The organism is Parerythrobacter aestuarii, assembly GCF_030140925.1.
GTDB classification, from domain to species: Bacteria; Pseudomonadota; Alphaproteobacteria; order Sphingomonadales; family Sphingomonadaceae; genus Parerythrobacter; species Parerythrobacter aestuarii.
In genome coordinates this window covers 360,934-383,746 of the sequence record NZ_JARBWD010000001.1, presented here as the reverse complement: position 1 = coordinate 383,746, position 22,813 = coordinate 360,934, and the positions used below count along the sequence as shown (strand labels likewise).

The 22,813-nt window shown below is 63.1% G+C and carries 19 protein-coding genes; 5 read left to right on the top strand and 14 right to left on the bottom strand.

The window, feature by feature from the left end; genetic code table 11:
* Positions 1-99 precede the first annotated feature (99 nt).
* Positions 100-738, top strand: a complete 639-nt coding sequence (locus QPW08_RS01955; RefSeq protein ID WP_284124042.1) for a PilZ domain-containing protein — start codon at positions 100-102, stop codon at positions 736-738.
* Between the two features lie 32 nt (positions 739-770).
* Positions 771-1,001 carry a ribbon-helix-helix domain-containing protein gene (locus tag QPW08_RS01950; protein WP_284124041.1) on the top strand — a complete coding sequence of 77 codons (231 nt, stop codon included), beginning with the start codon at positions 771-773 and terminating at the stop codon, positions 999-1,001.
* Here QPW08_RS01950 and QPW08_RS01945 read toward each other — a convergent pair.
* On the bottom strand, positions 998-1,606 hold the full coding sequence (locus QPW08_RS01945) for a nuclear transport factor 2 family protein (RefSeq protein WP_284124040.1): 609 nt from the start codon (positions 1,604-1,606) through the stop codon (positions 998-1,000). The two genes, QPW08_RS01950 and QPW08_RS01945, sit on opposite strands and share 4 nt — an antisense overlap.
* A 96-nt stretch (positions 1,607-1,702) precedes the next feature.
* Positions 1,703-2,983 (bottom strand): UDP-N-acetylglucosamine 1-carboxyvinyltransferase, encoded by a 1,281-nt coding sequence (murA, locus tag QPW08_RS01940; protein WP_284124039.1) that lies wholly within the window; start codon positions 2,981-2,983, stop codon positions 1,703-1,705.
* Between the two features lie 112 nt (positions 2,984-3,095).
* On the opposite strand from murA, the gene galU reads away from it, so the two are divergent.
* Complete coding sequence (gene galU / locus QPW08_RS01935) at positions 3,096-3,977, top strand: UTP--glucose-1-phosphate uridylyltransferase GalU (protein WP_284126278.1); 882 nt, start codon at positions 3,096-3,098, stop codon at positions 3,975-3,977.
* 69 nt (positions 3,978-4,046) lie between these two features.
* Here the strand turns inward: galU and QPW08_RS01930 are convergent, their stop codons facing one another.
* From QPW08_RS01930 to QPW08_RS01890, 9 genes are all read right to left on the bottom strand, one after another.
* Positions 4,047-5,780 (bottom strand): flotillin family protein, encoded by a 1,734-nt coding sequence (locus QPW08_RS01930; RefSeq protein WP_284126277.1) that lies wholly within the window; start codon positions 5,778-5,780, stop codon positions 4,047-4,049.
* A gap of 62 nt (positions 5,781-5,842) precedes the next feature.
* Positions 5,843-6,475 (bottom strand): YqiJ family protein, encoded by a 633-nt coding sequence (locus tag QPW08_RS01925; protein WP_284124038.1) that lies wholly within the window; start codon positions 6,473-6,475, stop codon positions 5,843-5,845.
* Positions 6,476-6,640: 165 nt separating this feature from the next.
* Positions 6,641-7,378 (bottom strand): SDR family NAD(P)-dependent oxidoreductase, encoded by a 738-nt coding sequence (locus QPW08_RS01920; RefSeq protein WP_284124037.1) that lies wholly within the window; start codon positions 7,376-7,378, stop codon positions 6,641-6,643.
* Complete coding sequence (locus QPW08_RS01915) at positions 7,375-8,682, bottom strand: cytochrome P450 (protein ID WP_284124036.1); 1,308 nt, start codon at positions 8,680-8,682, stop codon at positions 7,375-7,377. The genes QPW08_RS01920 and QPW08_RS01915 overlap by 4 nt, the downstream gene beginning before the upstream one ends.
* Positions 8,682-10,223: an acyl-CoA synthetase gene (locus QPW08_RS01910; RefSeq protein ID WP_284124035.1), complete on the bottom strand. Its 1,542-nt coding sequence runs from the start codon at positions 10,221-10,223 to the stop codon at positions 8,682-8,684. The genes QPW08_RS01915 and QPW08_RS01910 overlap by 1 nt, the downstream gene beginning before the upstream one ends.
* 182 nt (positions 10,224-10,405) lie before the next feature.
* Positions 10,406-11,098: a M23 family metallopeptidase gene (locus tag QPW08_RS01905; protein WP_407674541.1), complete on the bottom strand. Its 693-nt coding sequence runs from the start codon at positions 11,096-11,098 to the stop codon at positions 10,406-10,408.
* A gap of 99 nt (positions 11,099-11,197) precedes the next feature.
* Positions 11,198-11,998 carry a ferritin-like domain-containing protein gene (locus QPW08_RS01900; RefSeq protein WP_284126275.1) on the bottom strand — a complete coding sequence of 267 codons (801 nt, stop codon included), beginning with the start codon at positions 11,996-11,998 and terminating at the stop codon, positions 11,198-11,200.
* The gene (locus tag QPW08_RS01895; RefSeq protein ID WP_284126274.1) at positions 11,998-12,471 is read right to left on the bottom strand and encodes a peroxiredoxin; all 474 of its coding nucleotides are present in this window, start codon (positions 12,469-12,471) and stop codon (positions 11,998-12,000) included. Before QPW08_RS01895 ends, QPW08_RS01900 begins: the two co-directional genes overlap by 1 nt.
* Positions 12,471-15,158, bottom strand: coding sequence for a bifunctional [glutamine synthetase] adenylyltransferase/[glutamine synthetase]-adenylyl-L-tyrosine phosphorylase (locus QPW08_RS01890; RefSeq protein ID WP_284124034.1), 2,688 nt, complete (start codon positions 15,156-15,158; stop codon positions 12,471-12,473). The genes QPW08_RS01895 and QPW08_RS01890 overlap by 1 nt, the downstream gene beginning before the upstream one ends.
* A 104-nt stretch (positions 15,159-15,262) precedes the next feature.
* Here QPW08_RS01890 and QPW08_RS01885 point away from each other — a divergent pair, with 104 nt between their 5' ends.
* Both QPW08_RS01885 and QPW08_RS01880 read left to right on the top strand, forming a co-directional pair.
* Complete coding sequence (locus tag QPW08_RS01885) at positions 15,263-16,942, top strand: M28 family metallopeptidase (protein ID WP_284124033.1); 1,680 nt, start codon at positions 15,263-15,265, stop codon at positions 16,940-16,942.
* Between the two features lie 45 nt (positions 16,943-16,987).
* On the top strand, positions 16,988-17,956 hold the full coding sequence (locus QPW08_RS01880) for an agmatine deiminase family protein (protein ID WP_284126273.1): 969 nt from the start codon (positions 16,988-16,990) through the stop codon (positions 17,954-17,956).
* A 202-nt stretch (positions 17,957-18,158) separates the two neighbouring features.
* On the opposite strand, the gene QPW08_RS01875 is transcribed toward QPW08_RS01880, so the two are convergent.
* From QPW08_RS01875 to QPW08_RS01865, 3 genes are all read right to left on the bottom strand, one after another.
* Entirely contained in the window at positions 18,159-18,902 is a 744-nt protein-coding gene (locus QPW08_RS01875; RefSeq protein ID WP_284124032.1) for a sulfite exporter TauE/SafE family protein, read from the bottom strand.
* Between the two features lies 1 nt (position 18,903).
* Positions 18,904-20,901 (bottom strand): threonine--tRNA ligase, encoded by a 1,998-nt coding sequence (gene thrS / locus QPW08_RS01870; RefSeq protein ID WP_284126272.1) that lies wholly within the window; start codon positions 20,899-20,901, stop codon positions 18,904-18,906.
* A 240-nt stretch (positions 20,902-21,141) separates the two neighbouring features.
* Positions 21,142-22,797, bottom strand: a complete 1,656-nt coding sequence (locus QPW08_RS01865) for an alkaline phosphatase D family protein (protein ID WP_284124031.1) — start codon at positions 22,795-22,797, stop codon at positions 21,142-21,144.
* Between the last annotated feature and the right edge of the window lie 16 nt (positions 22,798-22,813).

Below are 22,813 nucleotides of genomic sequence, written 5' to 3'. Positions count from 1 at the left end.
GATGGAGAGAGCACCGCAAATGCTGACGGGTTGTTAACCTTACTCAGCTACTGCTCATTATCCCTGAATTGCGGGATAGGTGGCTGAAAGGCACTGGCGATGGCCGATCATGAAGCTGACATGCAGGACCAGCGGGCCAATGCGCGCTCCTCGCTGATGCTGCGCAGCGCCAAGCTGGTGTGCCAGAGCGGCGAGTATGTCTGCATTGTCCGCGATGTTTCCGCCGAAGGCGTGGGCTTGCGCTTCATGCATGCCGTACCGACCGAGCCACGCGTCATACTCGAGCTTTCGAACGGGGCAACCTACCCCATCGAGCGCGTCTGGAAAGGCAAGCAACAGGCGGGCTATCGCTTCGCTCGCGCGATCGAGCTGCAAGATTTCATCCACGAGCCGAGCCCGTTCGAGAGCCGACCGATCCGTCTGCGCATCCGTGCCCAGGGCGTGGTCGAAGCGCATCGTGTGGCTCACCGTATCCGCTTGCTCGACCTGTCGCGCGGCGGCGCGCTGATCGAGTGTGGAGAGCGTTTTGGGCAAGGTGCCTACCTGACGCTGGAACTCCCGGGCATGGATGTTCGCCCGGCCGATGTATGCTGGCGCAAGGGCGGGCAGCACGGATTGATGTTCCACGACCCTCTGACGACCCAGCAACTGGCCAGCATCGCCATGCAGCTTCAGCCGTTCACTGCGAATATACCCGCCACTTTCGGTCGCCGTGCCAGCGCTCCTCGTGCCGCCTAGGCAAAACGCTTGCGGGCCTTTAGCAGGACCGTGTGGGAACACCCTATCACCCTCCCGTCAAACGCTCGGTCGAGATCGCCGGGCACAAGACGTCGATTAGCCTTGAACCATTGTTCTGGGACATGTTGCGCGCGGCTGCAGAGCGCGAAGGTGTGCCTATCAATGCGCTGGTAGCCCGTATCGATGAACAACGTATCAAGGCCAGGACACCACCGGGCCTCGCCAGCGCGATCCGGGTTTGGCTGGTGAGTAAGGCGAGCTAGTTCCAGATCGCGGCCAGTCCGACGCTGCTCTGCTTGCGACGGAAATAGAAGCCGGTCGCGTGAATGCCGGACGTAGCGACGCTGACAATATCCTCGTCATCGAGATTAAGGCGGCTGATGGCCCGGTCACCATCGGCAATCAGGCCCTGCAAGCGCGCTTCACCGATGGTCATGACCTTGATGCTGTCGATCCGGGGCAGGGAATCGCGGGCAGCATCGTCGGGAAACATGCCTTTCAGCTTGGCCCGGAACTGAGCGCGGTTGGTTGCCAGCCCGCCATTATCGAAAAAGAACGGCGGGTCAGCCAGTTCCACCATGGCGTTCACATCCCGCCGCGCCATGGCATCGATGAAACGGGATGTCTGCGCTTCTGCGGCCTTGATCGCGTCTCGGTCCGACAAATGCGACGCAGGGGAAACCTCCGCCGCAGGCGGTGCTACAGATGTTGAAGCAGGTGCAGCCGGTTCAGGCACCACCTGGTCGGGAGACGGCAAGAAGAAAGCGCGCACTTCAGGCAGCAGGCCAGTAATCGCAGTGATCAATGCGGCCACCGAACCCAATACGATGGCGAACGTTTTCCAATGTGACTTGGGTTCTTCGGTCACATCTCCCTCCCAGTGCGACAAGCGGACTGTGTCGCCTTACCACAGGGATGGATTCTTCGTCGAGATTGCACCTTGGCAAGGTCGCCCAACAGGACCTTAATCGTCGACCCGCTCGATATCCGCACCGACCAGCTGCAGTTTTTCTTCCAGCCGCTCATAGCCGCGATCCAGGTGGTAGATACGACGGACCTGCGATTCGCCTTCGGCCGCAAGCGCAGCGATAATCAGGCTCATCGAGGCACGCAGGTCGGTCGCCATCACTTCCGCGCCGGTCAGCCGTTCAACCCCCTTGACGATTGCCGTGCGACCTTCGGTCTCGATGTCGGCACCCATGCGGTTGAGTTCGGGCACATGCATGAAGCGATTCTCGAATATCGTCTCCTTGAGCACGCTGGTGCCTTCGGCCTTGCACAACAGGCTCATCAGCTGCGCCTGCATATCGGTGGCGAGACCGGGATAGGGTGCAGTGGTGAGGTTGGTTGCCTTGAGCGGACCGTTGGCCGCGACGCGAACGCCGGCCTTGGTTTCCTCGACCTCGCAGCCGATCGCCTGCAAGGCATGGAGGGTCGCACCCATTTCTTCGGCATTGGCACCTTCGAGCACCACGTCACCGCCGGTGATCGCAGCCGCGCAGGCATAGGAACCGGCTTCGATCCTGTCCGCCATCACGCGATAGGTTGCGCCATGCAGTCGCTTGACCCCGTGGATGACAAGGTCGGACCGGCCGATATTCTCGATCTCTGCGCCCATCGCCACCAACAGCTTGCACAGGTCGACAATCTCCGGTTCGCGCGCAGCGTTGAACAGGCGGCTGGTACCATTGGCAAGAACGGCAGCCATCAGCGCATTCTCCGTTGCACCGACGGAGACCACTGGGAAGTCGAAGTCCCCGCCGGGCAGGCCGCCCTCGGGCGCTACCGCTTTTACATAACCCTGCGCCAGCTCGATCTCGGCTCCGAAAGCCTCCAGCGCCTTCAAATGCAGGTCGATCGGGCGGTTGCCGATAGCGCAGCCGCCGGGCAGCGAAACCGTAGCTTCGCCCATCCGCGCCAGCATCGGGCCGAGCACCAGAATCGAGGCGCGCATCTTGCGGACAAGGTCATAGGGCGCGACGGTCGAGGTGATCCGGGTCGCTTCCATGGTCATGACCCGGCCGAAATCCTCCGGCCGCGTGCCCTGGACGGCCGTCATCACGCCGAACTGGTTCATCAGGTGCTGGAAGCCGTCGATATCGGCCAGCCGCGGCAGGTTGCGCAGCGTCACCGGCTCTTCCGTCAGCAGGGCGCAGGGGATGAGCGTCAAGGCGGAGTTCTTGGCCCCGGAAATTGGGATTGTCCCTGAGAGGCGGTTGCCGCCACGAATAACGAGTTTGTCCATGGGCGAAGCGTTTAGCCCATTCGGTGCAACTGGCAAATGCAACCGTCACCGGGGTGCAATATCCACGCTGCAGTTGACGCCTACTGTCGAGCCGCGCAAACCGATGAGCATCATGACCAGCCCCAAACCTATCAAGAAAGCCGTGTTCCCTGTTGCCGGGCTCGGCACCCGCTTCCTTCCCGCAACCAAGGCCATCCCGAAAGAGCTGCTGCCGATCGTCGACCGGCCGCTGATCCAGTATGCTGTCGACGAGGCACGCGAGGCGGGGATCGAACAGATGATTTTCGTCACCGGGCGCGGCAAGACCGCCATCGTTGAACACTTCGACGTTGCCTACGAACTCGAGAGCACCATGGGCGAGCGCGGCAAGGACATGAGCGTGCTCGACCCGACTCGGGCCACGCCGGGCGACATCATAACTGTGCGACAGCAGGTCCCGCTCGGCCTTGGCCATGCGATCTGGTGCGCGCGCGCCATCGTCGGCGACGACCCTTTCGCCATCTTCCTGCCCGACGAGCTGATGATCGCACATAAGGGCGGTGAAGGCTGCATGAAACAGATGGTCGATGCCTATGGCGAGACCGGAGGCAATCTGATCAGTGTGCTGGAAGTCCCACACGAAGAAGTCTCCAGCTATGGTGTAATCGATCCCGGGGCAGAGAAGGGCCAGCTGACCGAAGTCAAAGGCCTGGTCGAGAAGCCGCCGGTCGAGCAGGCACCGTCGAACAAGATCGTCTCGGGTCGCTATATCCTCCAGCCCGAGGTCATGCGCATCCTTGAAGACCAGGAGAAGGGCGCCGGCGGCGAAATCCAGCTGACCGATGCAATGGCCAAGATGATCGGCCAACAGCCGTTCCACGCCGTCACCTTCGACGGCAAGCGCTACGACTGCGGCAACAAGCTCGGCTTCGTGGAAGCGACGCTGGCACTGGCACTGGAGCGCGAGGATATGGGCGCGGATGTGCGGGCGATGGCTCAGCGTCTGCTCGGCTGAAGTCCGGTCCCGAATGCAAAACGGGGACCCTCAGGTCCCCGTCGGCTTTCCGGTTCATGATCGACCCGATCAGCTGCTGGCATCGTCCGCCGGTTTGGCAGGCTTTGGCGAAGCCTTCTTGGTGGCTTTCACCTCGGCTGATCCAACCTGTTCGGCGACATCTTCGAGGATTTCGGCCAGCTTGGGGGCACCGCCGGCATCCTCTGCCGGGCCTTTAGCAAGGCCGGCTAGCGAGCTGCCGTCAAGCCCCAGCTCTTTCATCAGCCCGTCAAGCACCGGCGCCTGCGCACGGTAGGCGAGGGCAGCGCTGACGGCGTCGGTGGCGAGGTTACCACTGCCGCCGCCGCCAACCGAAGCCGTGGCACCGCCGCTCTTGCCGCCGCCATTGGTAAGGCCGTCGACCTGCACGATCTTGATAGAGTCGATCGCTTCCATCGGCTTGGCGCTTTCGCGGATGACTTCCGGCAGCACCTTGAGCAGAGCCATCTTGGTCTGCAGCGAGATCTGGTCCATCGACAGGATGTTCGCAGCCTCGTTGATCGCACGCTGACCGGCAGCTTCGACTTCGAAGCGGACCCGGGCCGCTTCGGCACGCAACTTCTCAGCCTCGGCTTCACCCTCGGCTTCGAGGCGCAGTGCTTCGGCGCGGTTGCTCGCGGCATCGCGCTCGGCTTCGGCTTCGACCTTGATGCCGATGGCTTCACGCTCGGCCTGCTTGGCTGCTTCGATCAGTTCGATCTTCTTCATCCGCTCAGCCACTTCGCTTTCGCGCGCGGTGGCAACCCGCTCCTCGGCTTCCACCGCCTTGGCCCGCGCCGCGTCGGCTTCGGCCTTGGCCTGGCTTTCCTCACGCGACTTGTTCTGGACTGCAATCTGCTGTTCCTGCCGGGCGATTTCGAGCGCGCGGACCTGGTCGATGCGGGCTTCCTCGACCAGCCGGTCGGCTTCGATCTGCTGCGCATCGACCTGCTTCTTGGCTTCGATCCGCGCGGCATCGGCTTCACGCTGGCGCTCGGCCTGTTCGCGGGCGATTTCCGAAACCTGCGCGGCGCGCCGGACTTCGACTTCGCGTTCCTGCGCCAGCCGTGCGTATTCCTTGTCGCGACCAATCTCGAACGACCGCTGGTCGGCTTCGAGGTTCTTGGTCTCCATCTGCACGCGCGTGTCCTGCTCGATATCGTTGCGGATCTTCTTGCGCGCTTCGATCTGCTCGGTGAGCTTGGTCAGGCCTTCGGCGTCGAACGCGTTATCGGCGTTGAAATGCTCGATGCTGGTCTGGTCGAGCCCGGTGAGCGAGACCGATTCCAGTTCCAGGCCGTTCATGGCCAAGTCGCTCGAGGAGACCTGCTGCACCTTCTGCACGAAGTCGGCCCGCTGCTCGTGCAGCTCGTTCATGGTCATGCCCGCAGCCACCGAACGCAGCGCATCGACGAACTTGCCTTCAACCAGGTCCTTGAGGAGCTCGGGTTGCATCGTGCGCATACCAAGCGTCTGCGCCGCCATGGCGATGGCTTCGCTGTCGGGTTTCACACGAACGTAGAACTCCGCCTTCACGTCGATCCGCAGGCGGTCGAGCGTGATCAGCGCTTCGGTGTCGCGCCGCACCACGCTCAGCACCAGCGTGTTCATATTGACGGGCATCGTCTCGTGGAACACCGGCAGCACCAGCGCGCCGCCGTTCATAACCACTTTCTCGCCGCCGACACCGGTCCGCACGAAGGCGATTTCCTTCGACGCACGGCGATAGAGCTTCAGGAGGAAGATAAAGATCGCGATGATCGCGACGCCGCCCGAGACGACCATCACCGTTCCGGTATTCATGAGGGTATCCATTTCATCTCCTTGTTATAGTTTTTGGGGGGTATTCATCCGGCGGGGGAAAGCCTGCGCTCCGAGACCGGGTTGCCATAGAAGGTCTGCCCTTCCCGGCGCACGAGCAGGACCTCGTCGCCTTCGTGAATTTCACTTGAGTCCTCGTGCGGCTCGACCATCACGTGATGCGCGTGGCCGTGCCGGTCGCGGACCTTGGCCCGGGCCGGCGAACCGCGAGTAGCGCGGCCGGTCGCAATGACCCCGCGCCGCCCGACCAGGCTGTCGAGCCCGACTGCGCTGGTCTCATCCTTGGGCATGATCGCGCCCAGCGGTCGCACCATGACGGATGTGACCGGGACAGTGCCGATCAAAGCCAGCACCGCTGCCACCAGCGCATCGAAGGGCGCGCCTAGCAGGCTGTCGGCGAGCCCCTGTATCCCGTAGCCGATACCGGCGAACAGGAACAGGAACACCACCAGCCAGACGAAGAACGGCACTTTACCGATGCCGAGCAATGTCGTCACCGCACCGCCCAAACCGGCAGAAGTTGCTGCGTCGAAATCAGCTTCGACATCAACATCCGCATCGAACAGATCGCCGATGCCGACGATCTGCAGCACGGCCATAAAAAGCATCAGGCCGAGCGCCGCAGTAAAGGGCAAGTTGTAATCCGCGATCCATGTCATAGTCGACCTCCAGCGGGCGCATCGAACGTATCGATCACCTTGAAAATCCAAGTTTTTATCATGGAAATTCTATAGCAGAAGCTGCGGCGAATTGACAGAAAAATCGGACAGATCGTGTTCGATTCTCGCAACGATCGGATCGACGATGATTCTATTCTTGTCGGCCTAGGAGAGTGTCAGCCCGCCATCGACAATCAGGGTCTGTCCCAGCACATAGGACGACAACGGCGAGGCGAGGAACAGCGCCGCGCCAGCCATTTCCGATGGCTCGCCCATCCGGCCCAGCGGTATCTTCGCCAGTGCGCCTTCCAGCCGTTTGGGACGGTCCGTTGTGACCTTGGTCATCTTGGTCGCGACGAAGCCCGGTGCGATGCCGTTCACGCGGATACCCTCGGAGGCGTAGGCAGCGGCGAGGTTGCGCACCAGCGCCACCGCGCCCGCCTTGGACGCGCCATAGGCCGGGTTGCCGATGGTGGCATGGAACCCCGCAGTCGAGCTCACCGCGATCAGCGTGCCCTTGGCCTCGGCCAGCGCCGCGCGAAACTTGCGCGCGCAGTCCATGATCGAAGTGAGGTTGACCGCCAGCACCTGGTCCCAGCCATCGCGCTCGAACTCCGCCCGGCGATATTGCACCGCGCCCTGGCAACAGATCAGCACGTCGAGGCTTTCGAAATCGGGCGCAGCGTCAATCATCGCGCGATCATCGACGGCGACCTGCGTGTAGTGCAGGCCAGCGAGGTCCGAGCCCTCTTCGTCCGCATAGTCCGCTGCCGAGGCGCGGGTGCCCCAGACATGCACTTCCGCCCCGCGCTGGAGGAAGGCATGCGCCATGCCGTTGCCGATCCCGCTCGAACCGCCGACGATAAGTACGCGCTTGCCGGTGAAGTCCAATGGATCGCTCATGCCGCGGTGAACCGCACGGGCAGGGTCTTAAGCCCGCCGACAAAGGTCGAAGTCGAGCGTTGCGGCTCGCCGGCCAGCTCGATCGTGTCGATCCGGTCTAGCAGCGCTTCGAACAGGATCTTCATCTCCAGCCGGGCGAGATGCAGGCCCAGGCACTGGTGTGCCCCGGCCCCGAAGGCCAGATGCCGATTGGGGCTGCGCGCAGCGTCGAACTTGCGCGGGTTTTCGAATTGCGAGGGATCGTGGTTGGCGGCGACATAGTTCATCATCAGCCAGTCGCCCTTCCTGATCTGCTGCCCGCCAAGCTCGACATCCTCTGCGGCGGTGCGCATGAAATGCTGCACCGGGGTGGTCCAGCGGATCGCTTCCTCGACGATGCCGGGCAGCAGCGAGCGGTCAGCCTTGACCTTGGCCCACTGCCCGGGGTCCTGCGCCAACGCCTGCATGGCTCCGGCCGTGCTGGCAGAGGTAGTGTCATGCCCGGCGGTGGCGACGATGATGTAATACCCCGCCATGTCGCGATCAGGGAGGGGCTCGCCATCAACGGTCGCATTGGCGATGACGCTGGCGACATCGTCGGTCGGATTGTCGCGCCTATCGCGGGCGATCCCGGCGAAATAGTCCTCGAAGCTTTTCACCGCGCCTGCGACCAGGTGCATCACCTGTTCGGGGGTCATGTTGTCCATGCCGGTGCCCGAAAGGTCCTTGTCCTGCCCGCCGAACATCTGCTGCGTCAGCATCAGCATCCGCGGCTCGTCTTCTTCCGGCACGCCGAGGATCTGCATCACCACATGCAGCGGATAGGGGGCGGAAACTAGCTTGCAGAAATCGACCACCTCGCCACCAGCTCCGGCCTCGACCAGCTTGTCGATCGTGCGATGCGCCAATGCGCGCACCTCGTCTTCGATCTTGCGCAAGTTGCGCGGCATGAACCAGTCCTGCGTCAGGCGGCGGTACTTGGGATGCACCGGGGCATCGAACACCACCAGCGAATCGACCAGCATGTTGCTGCCCGTCGCCTGGCGCGAGAACTCGATCGCGGCGTTGAGGCTGAAGACGACCGGTCGGGGGTTGTTGAGGAAGGTCGCATTGTCCTTGCTCATCCGCATCACGTCATCATAGCGCGTGACCAGCCAGAATGGATCGAACAGCCCCTCCTCCTCGGGCACGATCTTCACCACCGGCGTTTCTTCGCGCAGCCGGTCGAAGGTGTCGAGCAGCGGGTCCCACGCGGCATAGCTGTGCGGATCGACGACTTCGCGGGCGATGTCGGGCGGCAGGACCGGGTCGTCGGTGCTGGCCATCACACCGCCTCCGCTTTCGCCTTTTCCGCATACTCGTCACGCAGTTCGCGCTTGTAGAGCTTGCCGTTGGCTTCGCGCGGCAAGTCAGGCCGGAAGTCGAACAACTTGGGCATCTTGATGCGCGACAAGTTCGGCGCAAGGAAATCGCGGAGCTCCTGCTCGAAGGCTTCGCCAGCATCGGCCATGTCGACCGGCTGCACCACTGCGACAACCTTCTCGCCCAGATCCGGGCAAGGCGCGCCGATTACCGCCGCGTCCATGACCTTGTCATGCGTCACCAGCAGGTTCTCGATCTCTTGCGGGTAGATGTTGACCCCGCCGCTGATGATCATGTGGCTCTTGCGGTCGGTCAGGAACAGGAAGCCGTCGTCATCGACATGGCCGATATCACCCAGCGTCATCCAGCCTTTGGGATGCATGGCATCGGCAGTCTTTTCCGGATCGTTGTGATAGGTCGGGAGGATGTCGTTCTCGAAATAGATCAGCCCGTCGGTCCCGGCCGGGACTTCCTCGCCATCAGGCCCGCAGATATGCAGCGTACCATAGATCGCCCGACCGACGGTGCCCGGGTGGTCGAGCCAATCGGGGCTGCGCACCATGGTCATGCCGATGCTTTCCGAACCGGCATAGTACTCGTTCACGATCGGGCCCCACCATTCGATCATGGCCTGCTTGACCGGGACCGGACAGGGCGCCGCAGCGTGCAGCGCACGCAGATGGCTCGAGAGGTCATACCTGTTGCGCACCTCTTCATCCAGTTTGAGAAAGCGTACAAAATGGGTCGGTACCCACTGGCTGTCGGTGACTTTGTATTTCTCGATCGTCCGGAGCGCGAACTCGGGGTCGAACTTCTCCATTACTACAACGGTCCCGCCGAGCCGCTGCACGGTCGAGCACCAGCCGATCGGAGCGGCATGATAGAGCGGGGCGGGGGAGAGATAGACCATCGAGCCGTCGGTCGGCATCCCTGCGCCCATCACGGCAAGACCCAGCAGCGGATTGGTAGCCTCAATGTCGGGATCTTCAGGCGGTGCCGGTCGCACGCCCTTGGGGCGCCCGGTGGTGCCGGAGCTGTAGAGCATGGTCAGGCCCGGTGCCTGGTCAGCGATCGGTTCGGCTGGCTGGGCAGCCAACGCTGCCTCGAGGCTCTCTTCGCCATCACCTCCGGCAATGAGCACCGGCAAGCTGGGGCAGGCTTCACGAATGCCTTCCATCACTTCGGCAAACTTGGGCGAAGTGATGAGGAGTTTGGACCCGGAATCCTCCAGGATGTAGGCAATTTCAGGTGCCGTTAGCCGGGTCGAAACAGGGACAAACATGGTGCCGGCGCGCTGTGAACCCCACACCATCTGCAGGTAGTGGGCATTGTTTTCCATCAGCACCGCAAATGCATCGTTCGGAGCAAAGCCACGAGCGCGAAGCAGTTGCGCGAACCGGTTGGCGTAATCGTCCATGGCGCCATAGCTGACCGTCTCGCCACTCCCGGCCATGATGATGGCCGCGTGGTCCGGGCGCGTCTTGGCGTGCTGTATCGGGTGCATGAAATCTCTCTCCTCAAAGGAAAGTTTTATCCAGCAACCGGATGGGAGCAAGGAGAATCCGGACTATCGGCGGCTCTGGACCGACTCAATCCATGAAAAAAGGCGGCGGGACTAGCCCGCCGCCATTGTCAGGACACCCTCTCCCAGTGTCCAAATCCGCTTCCAGGCGGACTAACTCGTAATTACTCGCCGCCTACCGCGACATCACGACCGGTCGCCTTGGCAAAGGCAATCTGCGCGTCGCTCTCAACCATATAGGGAATCGGGTTCACTGCAACCCCGCCGATGCGCACTTCATAATGCAGGTGTGGGCCGGTCGAACGCCCGGTCGAGCCGACATAGCCGATCAGGTCGCCCTTCTTCACCATTGCACCCTTCTCGACGACGATCCGCGACAGGTGGGCAAAGCGGGTTTCAAGGTCGTTGCCATGACCAATCTTGATGAACTTGCCATAGCTGGAGAACCACTGTGCCATCTGCACGAGACCGTCAGCCGTGGCGTAGACCGGTGTACCGGTGGGCGCGGCCAGGTCGACACCCTTGTGCGCACGGCGTCCGCCCAGCACCGGGTGGTTGCGCATGCCATAGCTGCTGGTCAGGGTGGCATCTTCCAGCGGCATCCGCGATGGGATCGACACAGCGACCTGGATCGGCTTGGAGCCGGTATCGAGATCGAGCTGTTCCCACTTGGCAAACAGTTCCTGGAATTGCTCGTCACCCTTGCCCAGCGGCGAATCGGTCTCATCGACCGGCTTCTTCACTTCGACAGCCGCGCTGGTGGCCGTGTTGGCCTGGGCGGGAGTGGCAGCGAGGGTAATTGCAGCGGCGAAGGCTACGGCCAGGCCTTTGAAAATCGTTTTTGGCAGTGCGATCACGGCCCGTCCTTGGTTTTGCGCAGCCAGGGCTGCGGCGCCCGGTTTGGTGAGGGATTGGTTCCCGAACCTTGTGTGATCGTGCGTTAACGGGACAAAAGTTTACGAGGCAATAGCATCATAGAAGTCGCGCGATAGTCCGGCTTCAAGACGCGCTGAGTCGTTGAACGGTGGCTTAACAGCCCCTTTGAAGTGCGACTCGACCAAGCGTTTCCAGTGATACTGCGGTGATTCCCCGAGGGATTGGACGCTAGCGACAAAGTGCTTGGTGCCGAAACCGACATGGCGGATTTCGTCGTCAAGTATGCGTTGCAGGATTCTCGCACCATGCTCGTCGCCTTGCGCGCGAATGCGGTCGCGCGTGGCGGGAGTGACATCGAGCCCGCGCGCTTCGAGCACCATCGGCACGATCGCTAGCCGTGCCGTGACGTCATGTGCGGTCGCCTCTGCCGCCTGCCACAGCCCGGCATGGGCAGGCAGCGCGCCATAGTGGCTGCCCAGTGTCCTCAGCTTGCGGTCGAGCAGCGCGAAATGCATTGCTTCATCAGCTGCGACCGAGAGGAAGTCGTCTGTGAAGGCGCGCGACATCTGAGCCCCGAACCGCCCGACGATATCGAGCGCGAGGTCGATCGCTACGAATTCGATATGGGCCAGCGCATGCCACAGCGCGATCCGTCCACGTTCCGAGCCGCCCTTGCCACGCCTGGGCATGCGGTTCGGCGGCAGCAGCTGGGGCGCGTCCGGCCAGCCGGGCCGGTCCGGCATGGCAACATCAAAGCGCCAGTCGAGCCTGCCCAGCCGCCATCCGCGCGCCACATCGCGGGCGGCAAAGGCCTTGGCCTTCGGATCCGCTGTCAGCAGTGCTGCCCGGATGGCCCCGGCTAGAGAAGGCCGCGGTTCGATCAAAGGGCTTGCGCGGCCGCCAGGACTTCTTCGACGTGGCCCTTGACCTTTACCTTGTCCCACACCCGGGCAATCTTGCCGTCAGCGTCAACAAGGTAGGTCGTGCGGACCATGCCCATGTAGGTGCGGCCATACATGCTCTTCTCGGTCCAGATGCCAAGCACATCAGACAACCCGCTTTCTTCGGCATCGGTTGCCAGGTCGACCGTCAGCCCATGCTTGGCGATAAAGTTCAGGTGCTTCTTGGGCGAGTCCTTGCTGACGCCAAGGAGCGAGCAACCCGCCGTCTCGAAGTGAGCCTTGGCAGCGGAGAAGTCGGTCGCTTCGGTGGTGCAGCCAGGCGTGTTGTCCTTGGGGTAGAAGAACACCACCAGTTTCCGACCCTTGAAATCGGAAGGCTTCACGCTGCCGCCATCCGGCGTTTCCATGGCGATGTCGGGCATCTTGTCCCCTTCATGCGGGCGACTGCTCATCATTCGATCTCCAGTTTCTCGTCAAATACGGTGTGCCATGCGTCGGCGACGCATTGGCGTGCTTCGATCAATGCCCGATCCAGGTCAGCGGTTCCGGCACAGTGACAGGCCCCGGCCAGGATTTCACCCGCCCGCCCTTCAGGCATGGCAAGGTCGGGTGCCAACAGGCGGCCCCCGACGATCAGCCGGGTGAGGAAATCATGTGCATGGATCAGTGCTGCGGGCAGCAATCCGGCGTCCACCAGCGCTTCGCACGCTTCACCGAGACGGGGAACAAGCCCCGTCCGCTCGCGCAACTGCAGATAGTGGATGATGAATTCGAGGTCGACGAGACCGCCCCGCAACAGCTTGGCATCGAGCGGACCCTTGGGCGGTTTGTGGGACGCCATTTCCGCCCGCATGTCCAGCACGTCGGCGCGCAGCTTGCCAGCATCGCGAGCCCCACCGAGTACATCGCGCAGTGTTGCAGTGAGCTCGCGCGCGGCAGCCTCCGGCCCGGCCACTACTCTCGCACGGGTGAGGGCCATATGTTCCCATGTCCATGCCGCTTCGCGCTGGTACTTGGCGAAGCTCTCGACGCTGACGGCCAGCGGTCCCTGGTTGCCCTGTGGTCGCAGGCGAGTGTCGATTTCGTAGAGCGCTCCTTCAGCTGTCGGCACGCTCAGCGCTGCACTGATACGTTGGGCGAGGCGGTTGAAGTAGTGGGTCGCTCCTAGTGGGCGATCGCCGTTCGATTCGGTGGAAGTATCCCCAGTGAAAAGATAGATCAGGTCGAGGTCGGAGGCATGGGTCAGTGCTTCACCGCCAAGTCTGCCGAGGCCCAGCACCAGCATCTCTCCCCCGGCGATGGTTCCGTGAATACGGGCATATTCGCGGCTCGCTTCTTCCACCGCCACTTGCAGCGCCGCCTCAGCGACGCGTGACAGCCCAGCGGCGATCTCAAGCGGATCGTGCGTCGCTTCGATCAGCTGTACTCCAAGCGCAAACCGATGTTCAGCGGTAACGATGCGAATGCGGTCGAGCAGCTTTTCATAGGATGACTGCGGATCGCTGCGCCGCATCTTGGCAGCCAGCTCTTCGACCGTCGGGGGCAGGTCCAGTGCCGTCTGGTCGATCAACGTATCTAGCAAGGTGGCGTTGCGCCCAAGCTCATCCGCCAGCGGCGGCGCAAAGGCGAGGATCCTGAGCAGCTGGTCGAGCAGGCCGGGCCGCGCATCCAGCAGGCGGAACAGGTTGATGGCGCTTGGCAGGTTTTCCAGCAGCCGCTCGAAACGGAGAATGGCGCGGTCCGGCTCTGGTGCGCTGCCAAGAGCGCCGACCAGTTGCGGCAGGATGGCCCGAAAGGCATCGCGTGCACTGGGCGAGCGCAAGGTGCGATAGCGACCGTCGAGCCAGCCTTCGATCCGGTCGGCCAGGCGCTGGGCTTCCTCTTCGCCGTCTGCCACCAGCTCAGCGGTCACCTCTGCCACGGGTCGCGCGCGGTCCGGGCTGGTTGTCGTCTCAAGCAACTGGTCGAAGCGCACGCCCACCGCTTCCGTCACGCTTTCCACTTCAGCCACGAGTTCCTTCGCCCCAGCCAGCCCATCGAGGCGTGCGACATCTTCCAGTGCCTGCCCTTCGGGAAGGGCGTGCGTCTGGCGGTCGTTGACCATCTGCAAGCGGTGCTCGAGGATCCGCAATCGGTCGTAGGAATCACCAAGCAATTGGGCGTCATCTGCAGCGATGAGCCCGTTCTCGGCCAAGGCATCGAGCGCTGCGCGAGTGCCGCGAACACGCAAGCCAGGATTGCGCCCCCCGTGGATAAGCTGGTGGGTTTGAGCGAAGAACTCGATTTCACGTATGCCACCGCGCCCTTTCTTGAGGTCGAAACCCGGCCCCGGGCGCTGGGGGCCGCGATAGGCTTCGCGAATGCGTGAAGTGAGCCTGCCGATTTCCTCGATAGCGCCGAAATCGAGGCTCCGCCGCCACACAAAGGGCGTGATCGCCTCGAGGAATGTCTCTCCCGCCGGGATATCGCCGGCACAGGAGCGCGCGCGGATATAGGCGGCCCGCTCCCACGCCAGCGCCGAGCTTTCGTAGTGTGTCAGCGCCGCATTCTGCGACACCGCGAGCGGGCTGACTTCGGAAGCCGGGCGCAGCCGCAAGTCGACCCGAAAGACATAGCCTTCGTCGGTGACTTCGGAGAGCAGCTTGACCACTTCGCGGGCATAACGCTGGGCCGCTTCGCCGGGCTCATCACGCTCGCGCCGGGCCAGCCGCTGCGGATCGAACAGCAGGATCGGATCGATGTCCGAGCTGTAGTTGAGTTCGCCTGCGCCCTGCTTGCCCAGCGCCAAGGCATAAAAGCCGTCGCTGCCCGCCCCTTCGACGCGGCGCGCGATCGCCGCCGAAATCGCCCGGTCCAGCGACCGGTCGGCAAGGTCGGACAATTCGCGTGTTACCCGGGCAACCGGGTAGGCCCCGGCCAGGTCTCCTATCGCGAGGGCAATCGCATAGCCCAGCCTTTCCTTGCGCAAGGCAGGGCCGGGCGCGCCGGACTGTCCTTGTGCGTGCGCCCAGGCAAGGGATGCTTCACCATTGCCCTCTGCCAGCAGTTGCGCCAGTTCCGGCTGGCGCTCCAGACCGCGAGCGAGGAACGGCGCATGCGCCCGCGCGCGTTCCAATGCCGATTGCCAGTCGCCGGTCATATGACAGCCCCTGCCTTGCATGGCGGCACCGCGCAAGCGCCCTTGCGCCGCCCCGATGGCTTTGCAACAAGGCCGCCAACATAATCATCATAACGGGATGCCTCATGAAACACCTGATTCTTGCTGCCACTGCAGCACTCTCGCTGGCAGCATGCGAAGCGCTGCCCGGCGATGATGCACCGCTCGATATTCCAACGGCTGAAGCGGGCGATATCTCGCAGCAGACAATGATCGATGTCACCAGAATGCTATCGTCCGACGAGTTCGAAGGCCGCATGCCTGGGAGTGCCGGCGAAGAGAAGACCGTCGCTTACCTGATCGAGAAGTTCAAGGCAGCCGGCCTGCAGCCGGGCAACGGCGACAGTTGGGTGCAGGATGTGCCGCTGGTCGAAATTACCGGCAAGGATTTCCAGCCGCTGACCGTGCAGGGCACAGGTGTTGATCTTTCCTTCGCCTTTTCCAAGGACTGGGTCGGTGTGACCTATCAGGAGCAGGACCAGACCAGCATAGAAGCCAGCGAGCTGGTCTTCGTCGGTTACGGCATCAAGGCCGACGAGCGCGACTGGAACGATTACGCCGGAATGGACATGAAAGGGAAGACGGCGGTCATCCTCGTCAACGACCCGGATTTCGACACTGCGGGGCTCGAAGGCACCTTCAACGGCAAGGCCATGACCTACTACGGTCGCTGGACCTACAAATATGAAGAAGCCGGCCGGCAGGGCGCGGCGGGGGCGCTGATCATCCATGATACCGAGCCCGCATCCTATGGCTGGAACGTCGTCGAATCATCGTGGACGGGCCCTCAGGCCTATCCCCAGCGCGGCGACAATGCGCCGCCGATGACGCAGATGAACGGGTGGGTGCAGAAAGATGCCGCGCGCCAGATCGTCGAAGCCGCAGGGCAGGATTTCGATGCGCTGCTGGAAGCCGCCAAGCAGCCAGGCTTCAAGCCGGTGCCGTTGGGCCTGACTGTCTCGACCGCTTTCGGCAATGATATTCGCAAATACGATTCGAAGAACGTGATCGGCGTGCTCCCGGGGACAGAGCGCCCGGATGAGTATGTCATCCATACTGCGCACTGGGATCACCTGGGCCGCTGCACCCCGGCACCCGATGGCGACGACATCTGCAACGGCGCGGTCGACAATGCGACGGGGACCGCGGCGCTTGTCGCGCTTGCTGAAGCGCAGGCCAAGGCCGGTGCACCCAAGCGCAGCATGGTGTTCCTGGCGGTGACGGCGGAAGAACAGGGCCTGCTGGGCGCAGACTATTATGCCGCCAACCCGGTCTTCCCGCTCAGCCAGACCGTCGGCGGGATCAACATGGATGCGTTCCTTGTCGGCGGCCCGTCCAAGGATGTGACTGTGGTCGGCCCGGGCAAGTCGCAGCTCGACGAGTTCCTCAGCGCGGCTCTGACTGCCGATGGCCGGGTGGCAACGCCCAATCCCGCGCCGGAAGCCGGCTATTACTACCGCTCCGACCACTTCGCCTTCGCCAAGCGCGGCGTGCCGATGCTTTATGTCGACGGCGGGGAAGATCTCGTCGATGGCGGACGCGAGGCTGGCGAGGCGCTTTCAGACGAGTATCGCGCCAACCGCTATCACGGCCCCAAGGACGAATTCAGCGAAGACTGGGACTGGTCCGGCGTGATGCAGGACCTGCAGCTGTTCTATCGTATCGGCCGGATGCTGGCCGACAGCACCAGCTGGCCCAACTGGGTCGAAGGCGACGAGTTCAAGGCCACGCGTGACGATAGCTGCGCTGCGGGCGAAGGCTGTTAGGCCTCTCACTCGCCCCGTGATTGGAGCCGATCCGTGTCCATCCTGATGCCGCCCGAATGGGCTCCGCAGGATTGGCTGTGGATCGGCTTCCCGCATCTGGCCGATGAATGGCCGGGGTGGCTGGAACCTGCACAAGAGCAGATCGCTGCCTTTGCCAGCTCCGTCGCCGAAAGCGGTCAGCAGGTGCGGCTGCTGGTGCGCGACGAAGCCAACGAAGCCCGCGCCCGCGCGCTGGTCTCGAGCGATGTGATCCTCGAGCGGCGTGCCTATGGCGATATCTGGTTGCGCGATACCGGCCCGCTGGTGCGCGGCGACGGTTCAGCCCTCCGCTGCGGTTTCAACGGCTGGGGCGGGAAATACGAGATGCCAGGCGACGAAACTATCGGTGCCGAGCTGGCGCGTTCTGCCGGCATGCCTGTTGTCCCGCGCGACTATGTGCTGGAAGGTGGGGCCATCGATGGCGACGGTACCGGGCAGGCAGTGACGACTGAACAATGCCTGCTCAACCCCAACCGCAATCCGCATATGTCGCGCGGAGACATCGAAGATGCGCTAAGCCGTGACCTTGGCTTCAACCGCGTGTTGTGGCTCGGCGACGGGCTGGTCAACGATCACACCGACGGCCATGTCGACAACCTTGCCCGCTTCGTCGCCCCGAACCGCTTGTGCCTGCCGCATGCGACCGGCCAAGACGATCCCAACGCGGCAATCTATGCCGATGCCAGGGCGCGCGCCGAAGCGGCGGGCGTCGATGTCGCTGAAATACCTTCGCCGGGCAGGATTGAACGCGAGGGGCAGGTCGAACCGGCGAGCTACGTCAATTTCGCCATCACTTCGTACCTCGTGGTGGTCCCGACATTCGGGTCGCCTCACGACGAAGCAGGGGTTGCGGCCATTGCAGAACTGTTCCCCGATCGCGAGACCGTGGGGCTTCCCGGCAGTGCAGTACTGGCCGGCGGCGGCGGTTTCCATTGCGCAAGCCAGCAGATGCCAACGCTTGAACCAGCGCCTTAACGCTTTCTTAGGGTGCGGGGCGCACTCTCGCAGCGTGACCAAAGCCCGCGCCATCGCCCTTGCCGAAACAGCAGCCGAAGAGCTGCGTGGCATGATCGTAAGCACCTGTGCGCTCGCGCTGGTCTTCGCCGCCACCTGGCAGCCCTTCTGATCGAACACCGCTACGGATCGCTAAGGAACGTCCCGGCGTGCGCCGGGCTCGCTAGACGAGTTTGAGCAGCGCGGCGAGCGCGGCTGTACCCAGGACGACACCGACAAAACCGCGCCAAAGCGGATCACTGACCTTGCCGAAGGCATGCGAACCGATCCAGTTGCCCAAGACAACGAGCGGGAAGAGCGTCAGCCCAAGCGCCAGGATTTTCCATTCAAGCAAGCCCGACACCGCACCAGACGTAATCCCCGCGAGCGAAGCCACGCCGAAGATACCGATCATCGATGCCTTTGCAGTGACGCGCGGGATGTCGCGCCCGACGTAATAAGGCACTACCGGCGGGCCCGGCATGGCCGCAAAGCCGGTCAGGATTCCCGCCGAAAGTCCGACAAAGCCGGTAGCCACCTTCCCCGGAACATGACCGGGCCGGCGCGGCAGCAGGATCGCGAAGAAGGCCGACAGCGCTACGAGAGCAATCAGCAATCGCCCCACCGGGGCAGGCAGCGCATGCAGCAATAGCAGCCCGGGAAGCGTCGTGAGCACCAGCAGCGCGCTGATGGTCAGCGCCGAACGCTCTGCTTCCCGCAGTACGAAACGGATTTCAATGAGCGCAAGCAGGCCCGCCATCACGTTGAGCGCCAGCACCGCCTCAACCGGTGTGAGCGCTAGCGCGAGGATCGGCACCAGCAATATGCCGAAGCCGAACCCCGTCAGTCCGCGAATAAACGCCGCCCCCAATGTCGCCGCTACTGCGACAGCAATCTGGATCCAGCTATAGCTGGCGAACAGCTCCACCTCAGGCGAGGTCCGGTGCGGTCGCGGCAGTCTTGAGCATGTCAATCGCCTCGTCCAAGCTCGTCACCTGCTGTTCTTTCTCGCCCAGCGTGCGGACCGCCACCGTGCCTTCCTCGGCCTCGCGCTTGCCGACCACCAGCAGGTGCGGGACCTTGGCGACCGAATGCTCGCGCACCTTGAAGTTGATCTTCTCGTTGCGCAGGTCGCTCTCGACGCGAATGCCCGCGGCCTTGAGCTTGGCAACCGCCTCGTTCGCATAATCGTCGGCGTCCGAAACGATCGTCGCCACCACCGCCTGGGTCGGCGCCAGCCATACCGGCAGGCGACCGGCGAAATGCTCGATCAGTATGCCGATGAAGCGCTCGTAGCTACCGAAGATCGCGCGGTGGAGCATGACCGGTCGGTGCTTCTCGCCATCCTCGCCGATGTAAGTCGCATCGAGCCGTTCGGGCATCACGCGGTCGCCCTGGATCGTGCCGACCTGCCAGGTGCGGCCGATCGCATCGGTCAGGTGCCATTCGAGTTTGGGGGCATAGAACGCGCCTTCACCCGGCAGCTCTTCCCAGCCGTAGTCGTCATTGGCCATGCCGGCCTCGGCCACGGCGTCGCGCAGTTCCTGCTCGGCCTTGTCCCAGTCCTCGTCGCTGCCGAAGCGTTGCTCGGGCCGCAGCGCCAGCTTGATGGCATAGGTGAAGCCGAAGTCCTTGTAGATGCGGTGGGCGAGCTCGATGAAAGCGCGCACTTCGCTCACCACCTGGCTTTCGGTGCAGAAGATGTGCGCATCGTCCTGCGTGAACTGGCGCACCCGCATCAGGCCGTGCAGCGCGCCATGCGGCTCGTTGCGGTGGCAGCAGCCCATCTCGCCAAGCCGGATCGGCAGGTCGCGATAGGAAGTGATGCCCTGCTTGAACACCAGCACATGCGCCGGGCAGTTCATCGGCTTCAAGGCCATCCAGTCGGCATCCTTCGACACCAGGTCGCCGTCATCCTCGGTGTTGGGGATCTCGTCGGGGATGACGAACATGTTTTCGCGATACTTGCCCCAGTGGCCGGATTTCTCCCACTGGCGCGCGTCCATCACTTGCGGCGTCTTGATCTCGCGATAGCCCGCGCCGTCCATCTTGCGGCGCATGTAGCTCTCCAGCTCGCGCCAGATCTTGTAGCCCTGCGGGTGCCAGAAAACCGAGCCGTGCGCTTCTTCCTGCAAGTGGAACAGGTCCATCTCGCGGCCCAGCTTGCGGTGATCGCGCTTGGCAGCCTCTTCCAGTCGCATGAGGTGCGCGTTGAGCTGCTTCTTGTTGAGCCAGCCGGTGCCATAGATGCGGGTAAGCTGCGCGTTCTTCTGGTCGCCACGCCAATAGGCCCCGGCGACGCGCATCAGCTTGAACGCCTGCGGGTCGAGCTTGCCGGTCGAGGCCAGGTGCGGGCCGCGGCACATGTCGAGCCAGTCGTCACCCGACCAGTAGACCGTCAGTTCCTCATCCTCGGGCAGCTCCTGGGCCCACTCGGCCTTGAAGGTCTCGCCTTCAGCGGTCCACTTGTCGATCAGCTGCTGGCGGCTCCAGACTTCGCGGCGCAGCGGCTTGTCGGCCGTGATGATCTCGCGCATCTTCTCTTCGATCGCCGGAAGGTCGTCCATCGAGAAGGGATCGCGGTCCTCGGGAGCCTTGACGTCATAATAAAAGCCGTCGTCGGTCGCCGGGCCGAAGGTGATTTGCGTGCCTGGCCAGAGCGCCTGCACCGCTTCGGCCAGCACATGGGCATAGTCGTGCCGCGCCAGCTCCAGCGCTTCTGCTTCATCCCGCGACGTGATCAGCGCCAGCTCGGCATCGCCTTCGAAGGGGCGGTTCAAGTCGCGCACTTCGCCATCGACGCGCGCGGCGAGTGCTGCCTTGGCAAGGCCCGGGCCGATCGCTGCGGCCACATCGGCCGGCGTCGAACCGCGTTCCATTTCGCGCACCGAGCCATCGGGCAGGCTGATCTTGAGAAGTTCCGTCATCATATTCAGTCCGTCTGCTTTGCGCGGGCCTTTTGCACAAGCAGGCGCGCGCTGAAAGGGGCGGCGGTGATGTTCGCAGGAATTTATCGGGAAGCTGCGCCGCATGCCGCCCGATCCCGGGCGGCAGCCAGTCGGGTTCAACCCACGACCGACCGCCCCCGGAACCCGGGGGTAGTGGTGGGTGTGGTCGTGGCGATCAGCTTGGCCATGGCCTGCGATATAGCGGCAAAGCGTAAAGGATCAACCAAGCTCGAGCGTGCGACTGCCTGCCGAAGAGGAAATCCGCTTCGTTCCGGCAAGCTGCGTGCTGCGGTGTCGGATGGTTTCCAGGAAACGATACTCGCTCGTCGCCCGCGCCGGGGTCAGTTCCACCGCCATATAGCCGCGCTGTGCGGTGTCTGCCCATTTGAGTTGGGGGTTCTCTTCGACAATGCCCTTTGCGAACCGTTCTGGCGCTACGGCTGAAAGATAGCCCTCCGCGCCGGGCGAGGTCACGCTTTGCCCGCCGAATTCGACGCCGACCCGCGCACCCCCATGGTCCAGTTCGAACGCCCATGCGTTATGCGTATCACCTGCAAGGACAAGGAGGTTTGCATCGGCCTCAAGCGAGGACTGGAACAGCCGCTCGCGCGCTGCCGGATAACCGTCCCACGCATCCATGTTGAACGGGATTCCTGCCTTGCTTGCCATGATGGCAGCCATGATCCGCCGGCGGGCGAAATCGGGAACGCTGTCATTCATGGCATCGGCAATGGCCGACGGCGCGCGCGAAGATCCCATCAGAACCTGTTGGGCCAGCACTTGCCATGGCTTGCCGGCCGCACGTGAAGCCCGCAAGCCTGTCGCAAGCCATCGCTCCTGCTCCGCACCCATCATGCTACGTGAAGGATCGAGATAATCGCCATGCTTGAAGGCAAGCAGGGCTTGCATGGCCTCTTCAGGGGAGTTCTTCCCCTTGAGCACATCGGCAATGCTGAACTGTTTGGAACGGGCAGTCAGCCTGGTCTCGAGCCGGAAGATCGACGCGAGATCGCCGATCTCATAGCTGGCCCAGTTGTCGTCGCTGACCGGCAGCCATTCGCGATAGGCCCGCATCGCGACGCCCTTGCGTACCGACCACTCACCCTCGCTTGCCGGCTGGTGGTTCTCGGCACCGTCGGAATAGCTATCGTTGGCGGTCTCGTGGTCGTCCCAGACCATGATCATCGGATAGAGCTGGGTCAGTCGCTGCAGGTCGGGATCTTGCCGATATATCGCGTGGCGCATGCGATAATCGGCGAGGCTGACTATTTCGTGCTCCGGATTGAGCACACGACCCAGTACGGCCTCCTCGGCAGACGGGTAATTGCCGGGCTGGTATTCGTAGAAATAATCGCCGGTGTGCACGACCAGGTCGAATTCGTCGGCATCGGCGGCATGGCGATAGGCGTTGAACCAGCCGAAACCCATGTTGGAACACGAGAATACCGCCATGCTGAAGCGATCTGTCTCACCTTCGGGCAAAGTACGCGTCCGCCCTTCGGCTGAGACATTCCCTTGCACGTCGCGGAATCGGTAGAGGTACCAGGTTGCCGGTTCGAGACCACTGGCGACAGGCTTCACGCACCAATCGCGATCGGGATGCGCTTCTATCTCACCGCCTGCGACCACGCGTCCCGTCGCGGCCTCCTTCATCTCCCACAAGACCGTTGCCGGTTGGTCCGAAACATAGCGCGTCCACAGCAGGACCGAATTCGAGGAAGGCTCGCCGCTGGCAATGCCATGAGTGAAGCCGTGCTGGCCGAGCTGAGCGGAAAGCGGAGCCGCGGCAAGGCCGGCACCGAGCCCCAATCCCTTGAGCAAGCGACGGCGATCGAGAACGCCGGGGCTGGCAACAGCGGGTTCTGTGGGAATCATGGTGCTCTCCTCGTCC

What these genes read in the sequence shown, in the direction of transcription:
- QPW08_RS01955 (WP_284124042.1), top strand. Translation starts at nt 100, where the DNA reads ATGGCCGATCATGAAGCTGACATGCAGGACCAGCGGGCCAATGCGCGC.
- murA (WP_284124039.1), bottom strand. Translation starts at nt 2,983, where the DNA reads ATGGACAAACTCGTTATTCGTGGCGGCAACCGCCTCTCAGGGACAATC.
- galU (WP_284126278.1), top strand. Translation starts at nt 3,096, where the DNA reads ATGACCAGCCCCAAACCTATCAAGAAAGCCGTGTTCCCTGTTGCCGGG.
- QPW08_RS01930 (WP_284126277.1), bottom strand. Translation starts at nt 5,780, where the DNA reads ATGGTCGTCTCGGGCGGCGTCGCGATCATCGCGATCTTTATCTTCCTC.
- QPW08_RS01925 (WP_284124038.1), bottom strand. Translation starts at nt 6,475, where the DNA reads ATGACATGGATCGCGGATTACAACTTGCCCTTTACTGCGGCGCTCGGC.
- QPW08_RS01920 (WP_284124037.1), bottom strand. Translation starts at nt 7,378, where the DNA reads ATGAGCGATCCATTGGACTTCACCGGCAAGCGCGTACTTATCGTCGGC.
- QPW08_RS01915 (WP_284124036.1), bottom strand. Translation starts at nt 8,682, where the DNA reads ATGGCCAGCACCGACGACCCGGTCCTGCCGCCCGACATCGCCCGCGAA.
- QPW08_RS01910 (WP_284124035.1), bottom strand. Translation starts at nt 10,223, where the DNA reads ATGCACCCGATACAGCACGCCAAGACGCGCCCGGACCACGCGGCCATC.
- QPW08_RS01895 (WP_284126274.1), bottom strand. Translation starts at nt 12,471, where the DNA reads ATGAGCAGTCGCCCGCATGAAGGGGACAAGATGCCCGACATCGCCATG.
- QPW08_RS01890 (WP_284124034.1), bottom strand. Translation starts at nt 15,158, where the DNA reads ATGACCGGCGACTGGCAATCGGCATTGGAACGCGCGCGGGCGCATGCG.
- QPW08_RS01885 (WP_284124033.1), top strand. Translation starts at nt 15,263, where the DNA reads ATGAAACACCTGATTCTTGCTGCCACTGCAGCACTCTCGCTGGCAGCA.
- QPW08_RS01880 (WP_284126273.1), top strand. Translation starts at nt 16,988, where the DNA reads ATGCCGCCCGAATGGGCTCCGCAGGATTGGCTGTGGATCGGCTTCCCG.
- thrS (WP_284126272.1), bottom strand. Translation starts at nt 20,901, where the DNA reads ATGACGGAACTTCTCAAGATCAGCCTGCCCGATGGCTCGGTGCGCGAA.
- QPW08_RS01865 (WP_284124031.1), bottom strand. Translation starts at nt 22,797, where the DNA reads ATGATTCCCACAGAACCCGCTGTTGCCAGCCCCGGCGTTCTCGATCGC.